The organism is Asticcacaulis sp. P2_C5, from assembly GCF_056404555.1.
This window is the reverse complement of the sequence record NZ_JBFUDU010000005.1, coordinates 17,345-35,935: the sequence shown is the minus strand read 5'-3', so window position 1 is coordinate 35,935 and position 18,591 is coordinate 17,345. Positions and strand designations below refer to the sequence as shown.

11 protein-coding genes are annotated in these 18,591 nt (G+C 61.9%); 4 read left to right on the top strand and 7 right to left on the bottom strand.

Annotated elements, in window-relative coordinates; genetic code table 11:
* Positions 1–30: 30 nt before the first annotated feature.
* Positions 31–702 (top strand): LuxR C-terminal-related transcriptional regulator, encoded by a 672-nt coding sequence (locus tag AC1DXO_RS10025; protein ID WP_476977996.1) that lies wholly within the window; start codon positions 31–33, stop codon positions 700–702.
* Positions 699–2,579 carry a sensor histidine kinase gene (locus AC1DXO_RS10020; RefSeq protein WP_476977995.1) on the top strand — a complete coding sequence of 627 codons (1,881 nt, stop codon included), beginning with the start codon at positions 699–701 and terminating at the stop codon, positions 2,577–2,579. Before AC1DXO_RS10025 ends, AC1DXO_RS10020 begins: the two co-directional genes overlap by 4 nt.
* On the opposite strand, the gene AC1DXO_RS10015 is transcribed toward AC1DXO_RS10020, so the two are convergent.
* The 5 genes from AC1DXO_RS10015 to AC1DXO_RS09995 form a co-directional block, all read right to left on the bottom strand.
* Positions 2,576–3,085: a hemerythrin domain-containing protein gene (locus tag AC1DXO_RS10015; RefSeq protein ID WP_476977994.1), complete on the bottom strand. Its 510-nt coding sequence runs from the start codon at positions 3,083–3,085 to the stop codon at positions 2,576–2,578. The genes AC1DXO_RS10020 and AC1DXO_RS10015 overlap by 4 nt on opposite strands.
* A gap of 123 nt (positions 3,086–3,208) precedes the next feature.
* Positions 3,209–3,760 (bottom strand): cysteine hydrolase family protein, encoded by a 552-nt coding sequence (locus AC1DXO_RS10010; RefSeq protein WP_476977993.1) that lies wholly within the window; start codon positions 3,758–3,760, stop codon positions 3,209–3,211.
* A 126-nt stretch (positions 3,761–3,886) separates the two neighbouring features.
* Positions 3,887–4,930 (bottom strand): aspartate-semialdehyde dehydrogenase, encoded by a 1,044-nt coding sequence (locus AC1DXO_RS10005; protein ID WP_476977992.1) that lies wholly within the window; start codon positions 4,928–4,930, stop codon positions 3,887–3,889.
* Between the two features lie 526 nt (positions 4,931–5,456).
* Positions 5,457–7,505: a response regulator gene (locus AC1DXO_RS10000; protein WP_476977991.1), complete on the bottom strand. Its 2,049-nt coding sequence runs from the start codon at positions 7,503–7,505 to the stop codon at positions 5,457–5,459.
* Positions 7,506–7,510: 5 nt separating this feature from the next.
* Positions 7,511–13,270 carry a HAMP domain-containing protein gene (locus tag AC1DXO_RS09995; RefSeq protein ID WP_476977990.1) on the bottom strand — a complete coding sequence of 1,920 codons (5,760 nt, stop codon included), beginning with the start codon at positions 13,268–13,270 and terminating at the stop codon, positions 7,511–7,513.
* A gap of 395 nt (positions 13,271–13,665) precedes the next feature.
* On the opposite strand from AC1DXO_RS09995, the gene AC1DXO_RS09990 reads away from it, so the two are divergent.
* Positions 13,666–14,925: an alginate export family protein gene (locus tag AC1DXO_RS09990; RefSeq protein WP_476977989.1), complete on the top strand. Its 1,260-nt coding sequence runs from the start codon at positions 13,666–13,668 to the stop codon at positions 14,923–14,925.
* A gap of 129 nt (positions 14,926–15,054) precedes the next feature.
* Here the strand turns inward: AC1DXO_RS09990 and AC1DXO_RS09985 are convergent, their stop codons facing one another.
* A complete protein-coding gene (locus AC1DXO_RS09985) occupies positions 15,055–17,403 on the bottom strand; it encodes a TonB-dependent receptor (protein ID WP_476977988.1) in 2,349 nt (782 codons plus the stop codon).
* A gap of 194 nt (positions 17,404–17,597) precedes the next feature.
* Positions 17,598–17,987, bottom strand: coding sequence for a c-type cytochrome (locus AC1DXO_RS09980; RefSeq protein WP_476977987.1), 390 nt, complete (start codon positions 17,985–17,987; stop codon positions 17,598–17,600).
* A 122-nt stretch (positions 17,988–18,109) separates the two neighbouring features.
* On the opposite strand from AC1DXO_RS09980, the gene AC1DXO_RS09975 reads away from it, so the two are divergent.
* Positions 18,110–18,589: a (2Fe-2S)-binding protein gene (locus tag AC1DXO_RS09975; RefSeq protein WP_476977986.1), complete on the top strand. Its 480-nt coding sequence runs from the start codon at positions 18,110–18,112 to the stop codon at positions 18,587–18,589.
* Positions 18,590–18,591: the final 2 nt, after the last annotated feature.

Below are 18,591 nucleotides of genomic sequence, written 5' to 3'. Positions count from 1 at the left end.
GGCACGGTGACTTGCCGGATAAATGCGATCATGCCTGACGCCCGTCCCAGCCGTATTGGAATCGTCGAGGACGATCCGGTCATCCGCCAGCATCTGGGGCGAATCTTCGCCACCGCGCCCGATTTCGTGCTTGAAGGCGAGGCGGGATCTCTGGCCGAAGGCCGGGAGCTCATCCGTCGTCCGCTCGATCTGCTGGTGCTCGACCTGGGCCTCGAAGACGGCAGCGGCCTGGATCTGATCGGCGAGGCCCTGGCCTGCGCGCCGCCACCGCGCATCCTGGTCCTGACCGTCTTCGGCGACGAGACCAGCGTGATGAGCGCCCTGGCGCGCGGCGCCGACGGCTACCTCCTCAAGGACAGTGCCGACGATGACCTGATCGACCATGTGCGCCAGACTTTGAACGGCGGTTCTCCCATCAGCGCCTCAGTCGCCGCCTATCTGCTGCGCCACCTGCGCAACCAGACCGTCCCCGAACCGGAAGCGCCCCACGAAAGCCTGGAAGACGCCAATCTGACGACGCGCGAACTGGAACTGCTGCAGCTTCTGGCCAAGGGACTGAGCAACAAGGAAGTCGCGCTGGCGCTGGAGATTTCGCACTATACGGTGGGCGATCATATCAAGGCCATCTACCGCAAGCTGGCCGTGCGATCGCGCGGCGAAGCGGTTTTCGAGGCGGTCCATCGCGGCCTGATCCGCCAATGACGGGCGACCGCCCATGGTGGAAGAGTGGCATAGCGCAGCTGATCCTGACCATGGTCGTGATCCAGGGCCTGTTCTGGGCAACCCTGATCGTCATCGGCGAAACGCCGCACGAACACGCCTTCATGAAATCCTACGAGGTGCAGGATATCTATGTCCGGCAACTTCCGGGACTGACACCCGACTTCGCGGCCCGTGACCCGAAAACGCGCCAGACCTTCCCGTTCCTGCCTGGTCCCTGTTACCAGGGCTACAAAAGTCCGGCCTATCAGATCAGTTTCGACGTCACGGCCAATACCTACGTCAACTGGGGCCTCTATGTGCCCTGGATTTCGGACAATTTCGAAGCCTATATCAATGGTCGCCTGATCGCCACGCCACGCGGCCAGTTCTCGCTGGCACCCAGCCGCGAGGAGCGGAGACCTTACCTGATCGGCATTCCCGGCGACCTGATGCAGCCGGGCGTCAACCGCGTCGACATAGTGGTGACGCGCACCGGCTGCACACCCTATGTCGAGACGGCCTATTTCGGCCCGCTGGAACCGTTCAAGGCCTACGAGCACCACATGCTGCTGCTTGGGCACTATGTGCCGATCGTGACGGCGGTGGCGGGCGCCCTGGTCGCCCTGGTCGCCCTGTGCCTGCTGCCGATATCGGGCTACAGCTCGTTGTTCACCAGCCTGGCCGCCTTCATGATCTGCCTCAGCCTGCGCGCCTATGCCTTCGTGTGGGCCGGCAATGGCATCGAATATACCAGCTTCTTTTCCCTCGTTTATGCCATCCACTATCTCAGCCTGGCGACGGCAGCCTTTTTCGTCCAGGCCTGGACGGGCCAGCCCGCTTGGCACCGGGCGTGGTTTTGGGGGCTCCTTGCCGTCTTCTGTGCAGCCCTGGCCGCGGTCCTGTTCAGCCACGGCGAGCTTTACGACCTGGTCATGAACCTGCTCAACCCCATCTCCGTCATCGGCCTGACCGCCTATACCGTGTGGAGCCTGTGGCAATTCGCCCGGGTGCGTCCGCGTGAAGCCGGCGGCGCCATCATTGTCGCCTCCCTGTTCATGGCGTCGGAACTCTACGATGCCTTCGTCGTCGTCTTCCATGCCCGGCGGTTTATCGATGCCGCCTATTACCTGCCGATGGTACTGATCGCTGCCGTGGCCGGGCATCTGGTGGTGCGCGGCTACAAGCTCTATCGCGAGGCCGACGCGGCGCGGACCAATCTGGCGCTGCAGGTGGCTCAGAAGGAAGGCGAGATCCGCGACTCCTACGCCAGGCTGCGCGAACAGGAACAGTTGAACGCCATCCATACCGAACGCCAGCGGTTGATCCGCGACATGCATGACGGCATCGGCGGCCAGTTGGTCAGCCTGATGCTGCAGCTGAAAGGGCCCGATGTGCCGCAGGATCGCATCCGCCAGCAGGTCCAGGCGGCGATCGACGACCTGCGCCTGATCATCGACTCGATGGACAGCGTCGGAGATTCCCTCGACGTGGCGCTCGCTATCTTCCGTGAGCGGATGCAGCCTCGACTGAAGGCGGCCGGCATCACCCTGGACTGGCAGAACCGGCTGGATGGCAATCTCCAGGGTTTCCGGCCGCAGGAGATTCTGCACATCTACCGCATCCTGCAGGAAGGCATGACCAATATCCTGAAATATGCCGAAGCGACGCGCGTGAGCCTGACCCTGGCGCCGGAAGGCGGGATGATCCGCATCGCCTTGCGTGACAACGGTCGCGGGTTCGATACGGCTACGACGCGGAACGGCGGCCGCGGGCTCAACAACATGCAGAAACGGGCGCGCCTGCTGGGGTCAGACCTGACCGTCACAAGCGCACCCGAGGGCACCGAGTTAAGTTTTGCGGTGAAGCGCCCTGATTAGCGGGCGTGCGGCACGTTTGTCTGCTTGCCGGACTTATGGAAGGCGCCGGCCGGCAGGTCGACATCGTCCTTCATCTCCTGCTTGGCGGCATCCATTTCCTTGGCGAGCTTGGTGGCTTCGTGACTGCTCAGGTATTTTTTCGCCTTCTTCCACACGTCGCCCTCCTCTTCCTCGACATGGTGGGAAACCGCGTGCTTGAACTCGCCGAAGGTCTCGATCCACAGTTCGTCGTCGACGGATAAGGTGCTCAGCTTGTCGAGATACTGGCGGACCTCATCGTGTTCGTGCTCGGCGTGTTCCATCTGTTCCTCGACCGCCTGGGCGCGGGTCGCGTCCTCGATCGCCTTGTAGAAGGTCTGTTCCTCGCTGCCGAGGTGGAGGATCAGCTCTGTACGGATGGTCTCGAACAGGGTCTGGCGCTCGGCGGGATCGCGGCTGTCGACCACCTGCTGCATGAGGCCGGCGACTTTTTCGTGGTCTTTCCTGATATAGCTGTAGATATCCATGGCCTGGTCCTTTTGGAATTGGGTGAGGTGTCCCGCCGGATGCGGGACTATCTCAGGGACCGGATAAGATCGATATGGGTGGAGGCGCGCCGGTTATAAACACCTCGTAAGCCCCTGTACGCGTTATACAGTCTCAGGATCCGCCAGGGCGTCGCTGTTGATAATGTGTTCCGAACCAATCAGGCTGGCGATCAGTTCCAGCGCCATGTCGTGGTAGCGGTAGGCCTTGTCGCTGGCGCACAGGTCGGCAATGACCCACGGCCGGACATCGGACTCGACCAGATCAAGGACGGTTTTCAACACACAGGCTTCAGTGGCGATGCCGGTGACATAGACCTCGTCGGCCTTCCAATGGGCCAGCAGGCGGCGCAGCTCCGGTGTGACGCAACTGTACAGCGGACGCTCGATCATCACCGCGTCGTTGCGCGCTGAAATGGCCAGCTTCGTCTCCTCGCTCTCCGGCGCCAGTTTGCAATATTTCAGGATACGGCGAAACGGTGACGGGTCGGGATTGTGAAAGCGCGTGAAGACGACCTTGTCGAAGGTATATTGCAGGCTTTCGATCGGCTCCAGTATGTGCTCGGAGGCCTCGGTTACGAAACCCTTTTGCGCATCGATCACGATCAGTACCTTGCCGTCGACGGCTGGCGACGTGTCCGGGGCATCTTTGGGCATGGGCTCTCCTTTGCTCGGAAAGCCGTAGCTAGGCCTTTGCGCGTAATGTTTCGATCCGGATTGGGTACCGGATTTATCGGAAGCGACGCCGGAACCGGTGCCAATCCACCGGCTCCGGCATTCCGATCAGACGCGATTGCCCATAAGGACCTCGGCGATCTGGATGGCGTTGAGTGCCGCGCCCTTGCGCAGGTTGTCGCCCGTCACGAACAGGGCCAGGCCGTGTTCGACCGTCGGATCGCTGCGGACGCGGCCGACAAAAACCGGGTCCTGGCCCGTGGCCGTCAGGGGATTGGGGGCCTGGGTGACGACGACACCGGGCGCCTTCGCCAGCAGGTCCAGCGCCGTGGCGACGGAGATTTCGCGTTCGAACTCGGCATTGATCGACAAGGAATGGCCGGTAAAGACGGGCACACGGACACAGGTGCCCGACACCGGCAGCCCGGGGATGTCCAAAATCCGGCGGCTTTCGTCGCGCAGCTTGTTTTCCTCTTCGGTATAGCCGTCCTCGCCGAGTATATAGTTCAGCGGCACGACGTTGAAGGCAATGGGCGCCACCCACTTTTCCGGCGCAGGAAAAGCAATGGCGTCGCCGCTGCGCGCCAGGCCGGCAATGTCTCCGCTGGCGGCGCGGACCTGGGCTTCCAGTTCGCGGATGCCTGCAAGGCCGCCACCCGATACCGCCTGATAGGTGCTCACCGTCAGGCGCTTCAGGCCGGCGGCGTCATGCAGCGGCTTCAGGGCCGGCATGGCGGCCATGGTCGTGCAATTGGGATTGGCGATAATGCCCTTGGGGATGGAGGCGAGCGCGTGGGGATTAACCTCGGCAACGACCAGGGGCACCTCAGGATCGTCGCGCCAGGCGGACGAGTTGTCGATGACGATGGCGCCGGCGGCCGCAACCTTCGGCGCCAATGCGCGTGAGGTCGAACCGCCGGCGGAAAAGAAGACAAGATCGAGGCCGGCATAGTCGGCCATGGCGGCGTCTTCGACGACGATGTCCTTATCGCCCCAGGTAATAGAGGTGCCGGCCGAGCGCGACGAGGCGAACAGGCGCAGAGACTTGAGCGGAAAATTGCGCTCAAGCAAAAGGGCGCGCATCATCTCGCCGACCAGTCCGGTCGCGCCGACGATACCGACATTGGGTTCTGAGGGAAAATCGGAATTCATAGGTTGCGTCTCCTGTATGTGCGGAGGCGCGGGTATCTGCCGATCAGGTGAGCCGGCCCCGCGCTTCGGCGGGGCTGATCTCGGATTGTCGCGCTCTAAACCCTGCGCACACCCGAACACGCCCCGCCGCAGCGGGTTGTTTTCAGGCTTGTCATTGGGGTCATCAAAGCGGACATGGCGAAGGCTATTATGGGCGAATACGGCGGATGTCAACTGTGACGGTCCGCGCTGGAACCTATCGCTAAACATTACGTCTGGCCGCTGATGCACCGAGACGACAGTAGGATTCATCCACAGATTACACAGATTACACAGATTAAGAAAGCAGGATATTTTTCAGTGACTTATCCGAAACATCGAGAGAACATCTGAAACCTGAAAGGCGCTTTGCGCCCTGAATTGTCGATTACCGGCAATTTGCCTCAGCATGGAGCTCTGAAAAATCGCCCTCTTAATCTGCGTAATCTGCGTTCCAAAAAACGGAAGGCGCCACAAACGCAGCGCTTTCCGGCAATCGAGCGCGATATTAGCTCGCCGCAACCAAAGGCGCGTGCGCCTGAGCCAGGGCGGCGCGAAGGGTGGCGAAGTCGATCGGCTTGGTCAGGTGCAGGTCGAAGCCGGCGTCGAGCGCACGGCGCTGGTCAGCTTCGCGACCATAACCGGTCAGCGCAATGACATAGGTTCCGGCCAGTTTCGGATCGTCGCGGATCTTGCGGATGATCTGGTATCCATCCATGACCGGCAGGCCGATATCGCACAGGATAACCGACGGTCCGAAGCTGTAGGCCATGTCGAGCCCTGTCATGGCATCGTGGGCCATCTCGACCTCGTGGCCTTCGTGCATCAGCAGCATGCGCGCGCTTTCGGCGGCATCGACATTGTCTTCGATAACCAGGATACGCAAGCTGTCCGCGGTATTGACGGCCGGACGGTCCGTGTTCTGCGCCGCAGCCGCCGACATGGCCAAAGGCAGGCTGATACGGAATTCGGCGCCACGATTGAGTCCCTCGCTCGACGCCTCGACCATGCCACTGTGCAATTGCACCAGGCCCTTGACCAGGGCCAGCCCCAGGCCAAGGCCGCCGCGCGACCGGTCCAGCCCCTGATCCGCCTGGCGGAAGACATCGAAAACGTGGCACAGCATGGCGGGCTCGATGCCGATGCCGGTATCGGACACACTGACCCGCGCCAGATTTTGCGGCGAGACGTCGACGCGCAGGGTGATCAGGCCGTGGGCCTGGCTGAACTTGTTGGCATTGTGCAGCAGGTTGCCGACCACCTGGAGCAGGCGTGTCGGATCGCCATCGACCCAGACCGGGGTCTCGGGCGTGACCAGTTTCAGGCTGACATTGTTGGCGTCGATCAGGCTGCGATAGTCCTCGGCCGTCTGGCGGACGATTTCGTTCAGGTCGCAGCGTTCGGTGCGCAGCAGAATCTTGCCGTGCGCAAGGCGCGTCGCATCGAGCAGATCGTCGATCAGCCGGCCCATATGCTTGACCTGGCGGTCCATGGTGTCGCGCACTGTGGTGATACGCGCATCACCCGGCGGCAGCAGCTTTTGCAGTTGCAGGCAGTTGTAGATCGGTCCCAGCGGATTGCGCAGTTCGTGGGCCAGCATACCGAGGAATTCGTCCTTGCGTCGGTCAGCTTCGCGGATCTGCTCCATCAGCATGACGTTTTCCAGCGCAACGCCGGCGCGGTAGGCCAGGTCGACGGCAAGCGGGCTGATCACCGGACGGAGCTCACGCGAGCCCAGGACCAGGACCCCGCGGCCGTGGCCCTGCACCATCAGCGGCAATATCTGGGCATAGGCCATGGCGCCGCCCACCAGGTCCTGAAACAGGGCGGGGCGGCCGTCGGTCATGACGCGGGTGACGGCGGGTTCCAACCGGTCGAGGACGTCGGGACTGGGCGTCATGCGGCCTTCGCTGTCGGCCCATTCGATTCGATCGACGTCGTTGCCAGCCCTCTCGTGGCCGGACACGTCGCTGCGCACCCAGACCAGAGCAGCATCGGCGATATCGGGCACCGGCAATTGAACCAGGGTACGCATGAAGTCCCAGCGGTTTTGCGACCGCGCCAAGGCATCGCTGACCTGGGCCAGGAAGGCGAAGCTGCGCGCGGCCTCCTCTGCCGCTTCGCGGCGCGCCCGTTCCTCGGCCTGCAGCGCGGCCTGCCTGCGCATCTGCGACAGCTCGATAAATACCTTGACCTTGGCCTTCAACACCTCGGGCACGATCGGCGTCGGCAGATAGTCGACGGCGCCCGAGGCATAGCCCTGGCTGATGCTCATCTCGTCCGTAAAGGCGGTCAGGAAAATGATCGGGGTCGACGCCGATTTGCGCCGTTTGCGGATCAGTTCGGCGGTCTCGAAGCCGTTCATGGTCGGCATGTTGACGTCGAGCAGGATGACCGCGAAGTCGTGCTTGAGCACCAGTTTCAGCGCCTCCTCGCCCGACGACGCCGTGACCAGGGTCTGGCCCAACTCCTCGAGGATCGAGATATAGACCATCAGATTGGCGCGACGATCGTCGACCAGAAGGATTGTTTCCGTCTTCGGTTGAACGGGTTCCACGACCATCAGCGGTGCAGCCAGGCGCGCAGAACGGTAATCATCTGCTCGGAATCGACGGGCTTCGACAGGTAATCCCAAGCCCCGGCCTCGATGCATTTTTCGCGGTCGCCCTTCATCGCCTTGGCGGTAACGGCGACGATGGGCAGGTTCTTCAGCCGTGACACCTTGCGGATTTCCTGGATGGTTTCCATGCCGTCCATTTCAGGCATCATGATATCCATCAGCACGATATCGATCTCGGGATCGTCCATCAGGATATTGATGGCGTCGCGCCCGTTGTCGGCAGAGACGATATTCATATTGTGCTCTTCCAGGACACTGGTCAGGGCGAAGATGTTGCGCGCGTCATCGTCGACAATCAGCACCTTCTTGTCGACCAGCAACTTGTTCGACTGGTGCAGGTCGAAGAGGATCGACTGCGCGCCTTCGGGCAGGCTGTCGACGCGGCGGTGCAGATGAAGGGTCAGGACGTCGAGCAGCCGGTCGGCCGAATGCACAACACTGACCGGGAAGGCCTGGGCCAGGCGGCGAACGGCATTCTCGTCGAGTTCGGCGTCGCCAAACAGGATGACCGGGATACGGCCGGCAATGACCCCCGCCGCATCACCCTGCTGGATCAGGTCTTCGATCACCTCCGGCGCCGGAGAGCCGATAATGATGGCGTCCATGGACTGTTTGCGCAGCTTTTTGACCGCTTCCGCCGAGGTCTTGGCGGTTACGATGTCTATACCGTCGATAGCCAGCGGACCCGTGATGGCGTCACGGCGATCGGCGGCGCCTTCAACGACCAGCACGCGACGTGTCTGGCGATTAAGGTAGTCGGCCAGAGAGCCCAGCAGGTCGTCCAGTACCTCGTGCTTCTGGATCGGCTTGGTGACGAAGCTGAGCGCACCCGACGTCAGGGCGCGATCGCGCGATTCATCGGTCGAAATGATGCAGATCGGGATATGGCGCGTCGCCATATCGTTCTTCAGCCGCTCCATGACGCGCCAGCCCTGCATGTCGGGCAGGTGAATATCGAGCAGGATGCAACCGGGCTTATAGTCGTGGGTCAGGGCCAGGGCGGCGGCGCCCAGCGAGGTGACCAGGCCCTTGAAGCCTTTTTCACGCGCCACATCGAGCAGGAAGCGGGCAAAGCCCAGGTCGTTCTCGACAATCAGCACCACGGCGTCGCCGGGCTGGATGAAGGCGCGATCGTCGCCGACTTCGTTGGCCAGGGTTTCGGGGAGCGAAGTATCCGACTGGGGCTCGGGCGCCAGCTCAAGGGTATGGGATGCCAGGGCCAGCCGGGTCACGGCCGGCAGTTCGGTGCGGGCCATGGCCTCCGTCAGGGCCTTGTTGCGGCGCTGGGCATAGGTCGCCGGCAGGTACAGGGTGAAGGTCGAACCGCGGCCGGGCACCGACATCAGGCGGATTTCGCCGCCCAGCAGACGGGCCAGTTCGCGCGAGATGGCCAGGCCCAGGCCGGTGCCGCCGTACTTGCGGCTGGTCGAACCATCGGCCTGCTGGAAGGCTTCGAAAATGATCATCTGCTTGTCGGCGGCGATGCCGATGCCGGTGTCGGTGACCGAGAACGCCAGGACTTCGGGGGCGCGGTTGAGGTCTTCGTTGTCCGAAGACCAGCCACTGATCGCCGGCTCGACCGACAGGGTAACACGCCCCTGATGGGTAAATTTGAAGGCGTTGGACAGCAGGTTCTTGATGATCTGCTGCAGGCGCTTGGCGTCGGTGAACATCGAACGTGGCAGGCGGGAATCGAAACCGACCTGGAAATCGATATTCTTCGATTCCGCCATGTGATTGAAGGTTCGCTTGACGTAGCCGTTGAGGTCGTCGAGGCGCAATTCGCCGCTTTCGACCACCACAGTGCCGGATTCGATCTTCGACAGGTCGAGAATGTCGTTGATCAGCATCAGCAGGTCGGTGCCCGACGAATGGATGGTCTTTGCCGAATCCGTCTGTTTCGGCGTCAGGTTGCCTTCCGGATTCTTGGTCAGCTGGTCGGACAGGATGAGCAGCGAATTCAGCGGCGTGCGCAGTTCGTGCGACATATTGGCGAGGAATTCCGACTTATATTTCGACGTCAGGGCCAGCTGTTTGGCCTTGTCTTCCAGTTCCTGACGGGCCTGTTCGACTTCGGAATTCTTGCGTTCGACCTCGTGGTTCTGCTGGGCCAGCAGGCGGGCTTTTTCCTGCAGGGCTTCGTTGGTCTGTTGCAGTTCTTCCTGGCGGGTCTGGAGCTGTTGCGCCAGGGACTGCGACTGGGTCAGCAGGTCTTCGGTCCGCATATTGGCTTCGATGGTGTTGAGCACGATGCCGATCGATTCCGTCAGCTGGTCGAGCAGGGCCTGGTGGGACGGGTTGAAGCCTTCGAAGGAGGCCAGTTCCAGTACGCCCTTGGCCTCGCCTTCGAAGATCAGCGGCAGGACCATCACCGAACGCGGCGGCGCCGAACCGAGGCCCGACGAGATCGACAGCATATAGTCGTCAGGCAGGTTGTTGAGCACGATCTTGCGCTTTTCGACGGCGCATTGGCCCAGGACGCCGGCGCCTATATCGATCTGCTTGCCGATGTCGGTCATGCCCTTGGAGGCGAAATTGGCCAGCAAGGTCAGTTTCTGGTTATCGTTGCGGTTATCGAGGACGTAGAATTCGGCCTGCTGGGCGCTGACGACGGGACACAGTTCCGACAGGACCATGCGGCCGACGGCGGTCAGGTCGCGCTGGCCCTGCAACATGCGGGAGAATTTGGCCAGGTTGGTTTTCAGCCAGTCCTGTTCGGTGTTTTTCTGCGTCGTGTCACGCAGGTTGCGGATCATTTCGTTGATATTGTCCTTCAGCACCGCGACCTCGCCTTGCGCGTCGACGGTGATGGACCGCGTCAGGTCGCCCTTGGTCACTGCGGTGGCCACTTCGGCTATGGCGCGGACCTGCGTGGTCAGGTTGGCGGCCAGCTGGTTGACGTTCTCGGTCAGGCCCTTCCACGTGCCGGAGGCGCCCGGCACCTTGGCCTGGCCGCCCAACTGGCCTTCGACGCCCACTTCGCGGGCCACGGTCGTCACCTGGTCGGCGAAGGTGGCGAGTGTGTCGATCATGCTGTTGATGGTGTCGGCCAGTTCGGCGATTTCACCCTTCGCTTCCACGGTCAGTTTGCGTTTCAGCTCGCCGTTGGCGACCGAGGTCACGACCTTGGCGATGCCGCGCACCTGGCTGGTCAGGTTGTCGGCCATCATGTTCACCGAGTCGGTCAGGTCCTTCCAGGTGCCGGACACGCCCTCGACCCGCGCCTGGCCGCCCAGCTTGCCTTCGGTGCCGACTTCCTTGGCGACCCGAGTCACTTCGGAGGCAAACGAACGCAGCTGGTCCACCATGGTGTTGACGGTGTTTTTCAGTTCGAGGATTTCGCCCTTCACGTCGACGGTGATCTTTTTCGACAGGTCGCCGGCGGCCACAGCCTTGGTGACGTCGGCGATGTTACGCACCTGACCGGTCAGGTTGCCGGCCATGGAGTTCACCGAGTCGGTCAGGTCCTTCCAGGTACCGGCCACGCCCTGCACGTCGGCCTGGCCGCCCAGCTTGCCTTCGGTGCCGACTTCGCGCGCCACCCGCGTCACTTCGGAAGCGAAGGAGGACAGCTGATCGACCATGGTGTTGATGGTGTCTTTCAGCTCAAGGATTTCGCCCTTAACGTCGACGGTGATCTTGCGCTTCAGCTCGCCATTGGCGATGGCGGTCGTCACGTCGGCGATGTTACGCACCTGGGCGGTCAGGTTCGACGCCATGAAGTTCACCGAGTCGGTCAAGTCCTTCCACGTACCGGCCACACCGCGCACCTCGGCCTGGCCACCCAGTTTGCCTTCGGTACCGACTTCGCGCGCCACGCGGGTAACTTCGGCGGCGAACGAGTTGAGCTGGTCCACCATGGCATTGATGGTGTCCTTCAGTTCAAGGATTTCGCCCTTCACGTCGACGGTGATCTTTTTCGACAGGTCGCCGGCGGCCACGGCCTTGGTGACGTCGGCAATGTTACGCACCTGGCCGGTCAGGTTACCGGCCATCATGTTCACCGAGTCGGTCAGGTCCTTCCATGTACCGGCGACGCCGCGCACTTCAGCCTGGCCGCCCAGCTTGCCTTCGGTGCCGACTTCGCGCGCCACCCGCGTCACTTCCGAGGCGAAGGACGACAGCTGGTCCACCATGGTGTTGACGGTGTTCTTCAGTTCTAGGATTTCGCCCTTCACGTCGACGGTGATCTTTTTCGACAGGTCGCCGGCGGCCACGGCCTTGGTGACGTCGGCGATGTTACGCACTTGGCCGGTCAAGTTGCCGGCCATCGAGTTCACCGAGTCGGTGAGATCCTTCCACGTACCGGCCACGCCCTTCACGTCGGCCTGGCCGCCCAGCTTGCCTTCGGTGCCGACTTCGCGCGCCACCCGCGTCACTTCGGCGGCGAACGAGTTGAGCTGGTCCACCATGGCGTTGACCGTGTCTTTCAGCTCGAGGATTTCGCCCTTAACATCGACGGTGATTTTCTTGGAAAGGTCGCCGTTGGCCACGGCGGTCGTCACGTCGGCGATGTTACGCACCTGGCCGGTGAGGTTCCCGGCCATCATGTTCACCGAGTCGGTCAGGTCCTTCCAGGTGCCGGCCACGCCGCGCACCTCGGCCTGGCCACCCAGCTTGCCTTCGGTGCCGACTTCGCGCGCCACCCGCGTCACTTCGGCGGCGAACGAGTTGAGCTGGTCCACCATGGCGTTGACCGTGTCTTTCAGCTCGAGAATTTCGCCCTTAACGTCGACGGTGATCTTGCGCGACAGGTCGCCATTGGCCACGGCCGTCGTCACCTGGGCGATGTTACGCACCTGTGAGGTCAGGTTGCCGGCCATCGAGTTCACCGAGTCGGTCAGGTCCTTCCACGTACCGGACACGCCTTCGACCTTGGCCTGGCCGCCCAGCTTGCCTTCAGTGCCGACTTCGCGCGCCACCCGCGTAACTTCGGAAGCGAACGAACGCAGCTGGTCCACCATGGTGTTGATGGTGTTTTTCAGTTCGAGGATTTCGCCCTTCACGTCGACGGTAATCTTTTTCGACAGGTCGCCATTGGCCACGGCGGTCGTCACTTCGGCGATGTTACGCACCTGGGAGGTCAGGTTGCCGGCCATGGAGTTCACCGAGTCGGTCAGGTCCTTCCAGGTCCCGGACACGCCTTCGACCTTGGCCTGGCCGCCCAGCTTGCCTTCGGTACCGACTTCGCGCGCCACCCGCGTCACTTCGGCAGCGAACGAGCCCAGCTGATCGACCATGGTATTGATGGTCTTGGCCGTGCGCAGGAATTCACCCTGCAACGGGCGGTCATCGATTTTCAGCGCCATGGTCTTGCTGAGGTCGCCCTCGGCCACGGCGCCGATCACCCGGGCGGTTTCGGTCGTCGGATGGACCAGGTCGTCGATCAGGTCGTTGACGGACTCGACAGAGCCGCGCCAAAAACCCGAAACGGTCCCGAGGTCGAGGCGTTGCGACAGCTTGCCTTCCTTGCCGACCGATTTGCTGAGGCGGCCCAGTTCGGCGGCGAGGCGTTCGTTCAATTCGACAACTTCGTTGAAGGCGTCGGCGACCTTGCCGGCGACCCCCGTCCATTCGACGGGCAGGCGGACATCGGCCTGGCCCTTGCGCAGGGCTGTGAGGACATGGAGGAGGGCAGCCATCTCGCCTCCCTCTTTCGCCGGTTCTTCGGCCAGTTCAAGGACGGCATCTAAGGGCGCCATGGGGATTTCCTGTCTGTAAGGAACGGCGTTTATGTAATTTTTATGGGAGAAAATAAGGCGCAATTCGGCCGTACGGCCCCCAACACTCAGAATTATGGCGCAGCGGATAAGCGCGCCATAACGTCTTTGGTGCGGTTTATAAAGAAGCCATAAGGAGAGCGGTGAGGCAGGCCAAAACGCGCAACCGCCATGCGCCGTCGTGCCCTCCGGGCTAAATGAATGTTCCTACATTGCTACAATGTGGCGGTACAGCAACACCGAAAAAATCAATTAAAACAAAAGCCTGAATTCAAGCTCATCAAGAAGATTGGTCACTTGTACAACAGGGATATTCTGCCATTCCTTGGACCAAGCCTGGCGCGACCGGGCATTATGGCAAAACCCCAAGAGGAAACATGTTCGTAAAATCCCGTCTGCTTATCTCTGCCGCCGGCCTCGTGATGGCCACCGCGTGGGCCTGCGCCGCGCATGCCGAAGACAGCCTGAGTGCGGCCATCGCGGCGTCAAAGCCTATCGTGGAGTCCAATCTTCGGCTGGAAACGGTAAATCTCCAGGGCGCCGCGAACAAGGCCGAGGCCCTGACCTTGCGCACGCGCCTCGGCTTCCAGACGGGCAGTTTCAAACACGTCTCTGCCCTGATCGAGCTGGAAAACACCTCACCACTGATTGACAACTACAATTCGAGCGTCAACGGCAAGACCCAGTATCCCAATGTCAACGACCCGTCGGTGATGGAACTGAACCGCGCCCAGATCACCTGGGCGCCGGATAAGGTGACAGCCGTGACCCTGGGCCGCCAGCGCATAGTCCTCGATGACGCGCGCTTTGTCGGCACAGCCGGCTGGCGCCAGGACGAGCAGACCTTCGACGCCGTGCGCCTGGATACCGGCAAAGGCAAGTTCAAGGTGACGGCAGCCTATCTTTCGCGCGTCAACCGCGTCATCGGCGACGAGAAGGACTGGCACTCCAATAGCTGGTTGTTCAATGCCAGCTACGATTTCGCACCGGCGCTGAAGCTGACAGCCTTCGACTACAGCCTGCGCTTTACCACGGCGGCGAAGTCCCCGACGGCCGCCGACGCCGCCAATGCCCGCGCCTCCTCCGTCGATATTGCCGGCGTGCGCGCCGCCGGCAGCCGCAAGCACGCCAATGGCAATATCGGCTATGTGGCGCAGTTTGCCAGCGAAACCGACGGCCATGGCAATCCCAAGGATTTCCGCCTCAGCGAGACCATGTTCGAGGTCAATGGCAGTTACAAGCTCCTGACCGGCCGGATCAACTACGAATCTTTGGGTGGTAATGGAACGGTCGGCTTTGTCGCTCCGTTGGCGAGCCCGCATCCCTTCGAGGGCTTTGCCGACGCTTTTTCGGGCACCGGCGGCAACAAGACGTTTGTCGACGGCCTCACGGACCTGTCGGGCAGCCTGACCGTCAACCTGCCGGGCAAGCTCAAGCCGGCCCTGACCCTGGTTCACCATGACTTCGGCACGACCCATAACCGGCGCGATCTCGGCGACGAATGGGATGCCGTCGCTACCGTCGCCCTGACCCCGAAGATCAGCCTGATGTTGAAATATGCCGACTATCAGCGCGACGACCCCACCGCCCCGGCCTCACGGAAAAAGACCTGGATCGCCGTGCAGTACAAATACTAAACGACTGTGGCGATAGGGCCGGGACGGAATTTTCCAAGCTGCAATGACGCTTAATCATTGCAGCTTGGCAAGGGCGACCGCCCGCCCGAGCTTATGCGAGGAGCCATGCGGCGCTTGAGCTAAAAAATGCTAGAAACCGCCGCCCGGCCCCATGCCGCCACCACCGCCCGGACCGCCGCCACCGGGGCCGCCCCAGTTGCCGCGGCCGCCCTGCCATTGGCCTTGACCTCGATTGGGGCCATTCTGGTCCTGCTGGCCCTGCGAGGCACCGCCCAGGATGTAGGACAGGCCGACATAGAAGGTCGGCGAACTGACGCTGCGCGTCGAGATGCTGTAGATATTAGCCGTGTCCGTGACGCTCGTGTTCTTGCCGGTGCGGAACGGATCGTTGACCGTCACCGTCAGGGCCGTCTTCGGATTGATCTGGTGACGATAGGACAGGTTGCCCATCGAGAAGGGCGAGCGGTAGCCCTGGCCTGTCAGCTGGCGGCCAGACGAGAACATGCCGAGCTGGACCTTGTCCTTCGGCGTGATCTGGTAGTCGATGCTGCCGCGTCCGCGCAGGGTCGTACCCGACTGCTTGCCGCCATTGGGCGTGTTCAGTTCTTCGACGCCCAGATTGCCGTTGAAACTGAGGCTCAGTTTCGTGCCGATCTTGTTGTTGAAGTTGAATTCGACGCCGCCGGATTGACCTTCGCCCAGGTTTTGCTTGGTCGTCGTGATGACGCCCGGGCTGCTGAAGAAGCTGACATCGGTGATCTGGTTGGTCGATTTGCGGTAGTAGCCGCGCAGTTGCCACGACAGCTGTTGCTTTTGATATTCGTAGCCCAGCTCGAAGCTGTCGCTTTCCGACGGCTTCAGGTCGGGATTGCCCGCCGACAGGTTCTGGGCGTCGACAAAGACGACATAGGGATTGAGGTCCTGCGGATTGGGACGGCGCAGCCGGTGCGAATAGGAGAAGCGCAGCTTGGCGTTATCCGACAGGGTATAGGTCGCAAAGGCGCTGGGCACCAGCTTGGTGTAGTTGGTGTTGCCGGTCGTGTGGGTCGTCAACTGACGCGTCGTCAGGTCGATGGTTTCCGAGCGCAGGCCGCCCTGGACGATCCATTTTTCGCCGATCGGCTGCTGGAAGGTGATGTAGGCGGCGTTGAGGATCTGCTTGTAGGCAAAATCATTGTTCAGCGACGCATTGCCCTGGCAGCGCGGATCGTTGGCCGCCAGATTGACGCAGTCCGGCAGGACGGAGGTGTTGATGAAGTGGTTGTCGTCGATCGTCGTCTGGGTGCCGAGCGACAGCTGGCCGTCGCCGACATTGCGGGCATAGTCGATGCTGAACACCCCTGTGCCAGTGCGCGAAGTCGAGGTCTTCAGGTCGTTGAAGTCATCCTTGCCGGCCAGCGCATAGTCATTGACGCTGGCGCTCGTATTGCCGCCGTTCGACGTGCTGACACGCAGGTCGAATTTCAGGGTTTCTGCCGGCTGGTCGCCGGTATGATCCCAGTGGAAGGTGGCAGAAGTATCCTCGCGGTCGCCCTCACCCGTCGAATTGCGGACGTAATCGACCGGGCCGTTGATATCGAAACCCTGGTAGGTATTCAGGCTTTCGTTGTCGAAGGTCCGCTTGCCGTAGCCCAGCTGGGTGCTGACTGTGTCGATGTCGCTGATGACGTAATCGACCCCGCCATTGAGCGACAGATTGTCGAAATGGTTTTCGGACAGGCCGGATTGATTGTTATCGGCAATGACAACGCCATTGCTATCGAAACGCTGCTGGGTCGAGGTGCTGCGGCTGTCGCGGCCATCGTGGCGGAAGCTGGCGCCGCCGCTCAAGGTCAGCTTGCCGGTATTGCGCGATCCGGAAAAGGTCGCGTTATAGCGGCCCTGGCTGCCGGCATTGACGATGATCGTGCCCGAGGCGCCGGGGCGACGGTTTTTCTTCATGACGATATTGATGATGCCGCCCGTGCCTTCGGCGCTGAACTGGGCGCCGGGGTTGTTCATCACCTCGATCGAGTCGATGTCGCCGCTGCCCATGGACTGCAGGGTGGCGGCGCGATTATCGCCCTTCATCATGGCCGAGGGCTTACCGTCGACATAGACCTGGACGCTCGACTGTCCGCGCAGAGTGACATTGCCTTCCGGGTCGACATTGACCGACGGCACCTTGTTGAGCGCGTCGGCGGCCGTGCCGGTCTGGGCGTCGATATCGCTCTTGGTATCATAGACCTGACGATCGATCCGGTTCTGCGCCTTCTTGCCCTGAATGGTCACGGTCGTGGCATCGGCGGGCGCGTCGCCGGGCTTAGCATCGGGCTTGGCGTCAGCCGGCGGCGCCTGCGTCGTGGCCGGCGGCGGCGGGGCGTCCTGCGCGGATGCCGACATGGGGGCCGCCATGGTGCCCACCAGGCCCAGCAGCATCAAGCCATACAGGCCAGTCGCCATGCGGCGGATCGAGGGTCGCGTCGGGGTGTTTGTCATGCGTATGTTTCTCACGGCAGCGTGCGCTGGGAATTGTCGGATTAAATAACGTTTGTGCGCCGCAAAACCGTCTGTGGGGTTGCGAGAATTATCGGGCCATATAAAGGCCGGCTGGCAACACGGGCGTAATAGATGGCAAGCGTTGCCTAAATGCCGCGCCCAGCTTCTCAATATTTGAGATCAGCGTGCCTCGATCAGGGCTTCAGGCTGGCCAGATAGGCGATCAGCCTGGCGCGTTTGATGTCGTCCTTGACCGCAACCGTCATTTTCGTGCCGGGCTTGACCTGTTGCGGCGCGGCCAGGAAGGTCGACAGCTTGTCCTTGCTCCAGACCTCACCGGCGGCGTTGTCCGCCTTCAGCGTCGCCGAATAGGTGAAGCCGGGCGCCGAACCGACCTTGCGGCCGACAAGGCCGAACAGGTTGGGGCCCATGCCGTTCTTCTGGTCCGGCGTGACCTTGTGGCAGGCGCTGCACATCTGCTTGTAGACGAGTTGGCCATCGGCAATATCGTCGGCCAGGACCGGTGCGGCTGCAAGTGCCAGCAGGCCAGTCATCGCGGAAAAACAGATTTTCGTCAGGGTCAAGGAAAGCGCTCCGGATCACGTTTTTGCGGTTCATGACCACACGGCCAATCTTCACCACAAAGGATGGACGTTTTTAAGGCAATGCGCTACGCCTTTTCGAAAATGCGACGGGAGACGTGATCATGGCCTACAGTCTGAAGATTAACGGGCAGATTCGCGAGGTTGATGTCGATCCCGACATGCCGTTGCTGTGGGTCCTGCGCGACGAACTGCACCTGATGGGCACCAAGTTCGGCTGCGGCATGGCGCAATGCGGCGCCTGCACCGTGCATGTCGATGGCGAGGCGACACGGGCCTGTATCACACCGGTGTCGTCGCTGGACGGCGCGGCCATCACCACGATCGAGGGAATCGGCGCAACGCCTCTGGGCGCCAAGGTCCAGCAGGCCTGGCTGGATGTCGACGTCATCCAGTGCGGCTATTGCCAGGCCGGCCAGATCATGAGCGCCACCGCCCTGCTCAACGCCAATCCCAAGCCGAGCGACACCGAGATCGACGACGCCATGGAAGGCAATATCTGCCGCTGCGCCACCTATACCCGCATCCGCACCGCCATCAAGACGGCCGCCGGACTGCCGGTCACCGATACGCGGGAGGGCTGATC

Bases quoted from the DNA above. Each gene is read 5' to 3' on its own strand.
- AC1DXO_RS09985 (WP_476977988.1), bottom strand. From the start codon at position 17,403: ATGACAAACACCCCGACGCGACCCTCGATCCGCCGCATGGCGACTGGC.
- AC1DXO_RS10025 (WP_476977996.1), top strand. From the start codon at position 31: ATGCCTGACGCCCGTCCCAGCCGTATTGGAATCGTCGAGGACGATCCG.
- AC1DXO_RS10015 (WP_476977994.1), bottom strand. From the start codon at position 3,085: ATGGATATCTACAGCTATATCAGGAAAGACCACGAAAAAGTCGCCGGC.
- AC1DXO_RS09995 (WP_476977990.1), bottom strand. From the start codon at position 13,270: ATGGCGCCCTTAGATGCCGTCCTTGAACTGGCCGAAGAACCGGCGAAA.
- AC1DXO_RS10010 (WP_476977993.1), bottom strand. From the start codon at position 3,760: ATGCCCAAAGATGCCCCGGACACGTCGCCAGCCGTCGACGGCAAGGTA.
- AC1DXO_RS10020 (WP_476977995.1), top strand. From the start codon at position 699: ATGACGGGCGACCGCCCATGGTGGAAGAGTGGCATAGCGCAGCTGATC.
- AC1DXO_RS09975 (WP_476977986.1), top strand. From the start codon at position 18,110: ATGGCCTACAGTCTGAAGATTAACGGGCAGATTCGCGAGGTTGATGTC.
- AC1DXO_RS09990 (WP_476977989.1), top strand. From the start codon at position 13,666: ATGTTCGTAAAATCCCGTCTGCTTATCTCTGCCGCCGGCCTCGTGATG.
- AC1DXO_RS10005 (WP_476977992.1), bottom strand. From the start codon at position 4,930: ATGAATTCCGATTTTCCCTCAGAACCCAATGTCGGTATCGTCGGCGCG.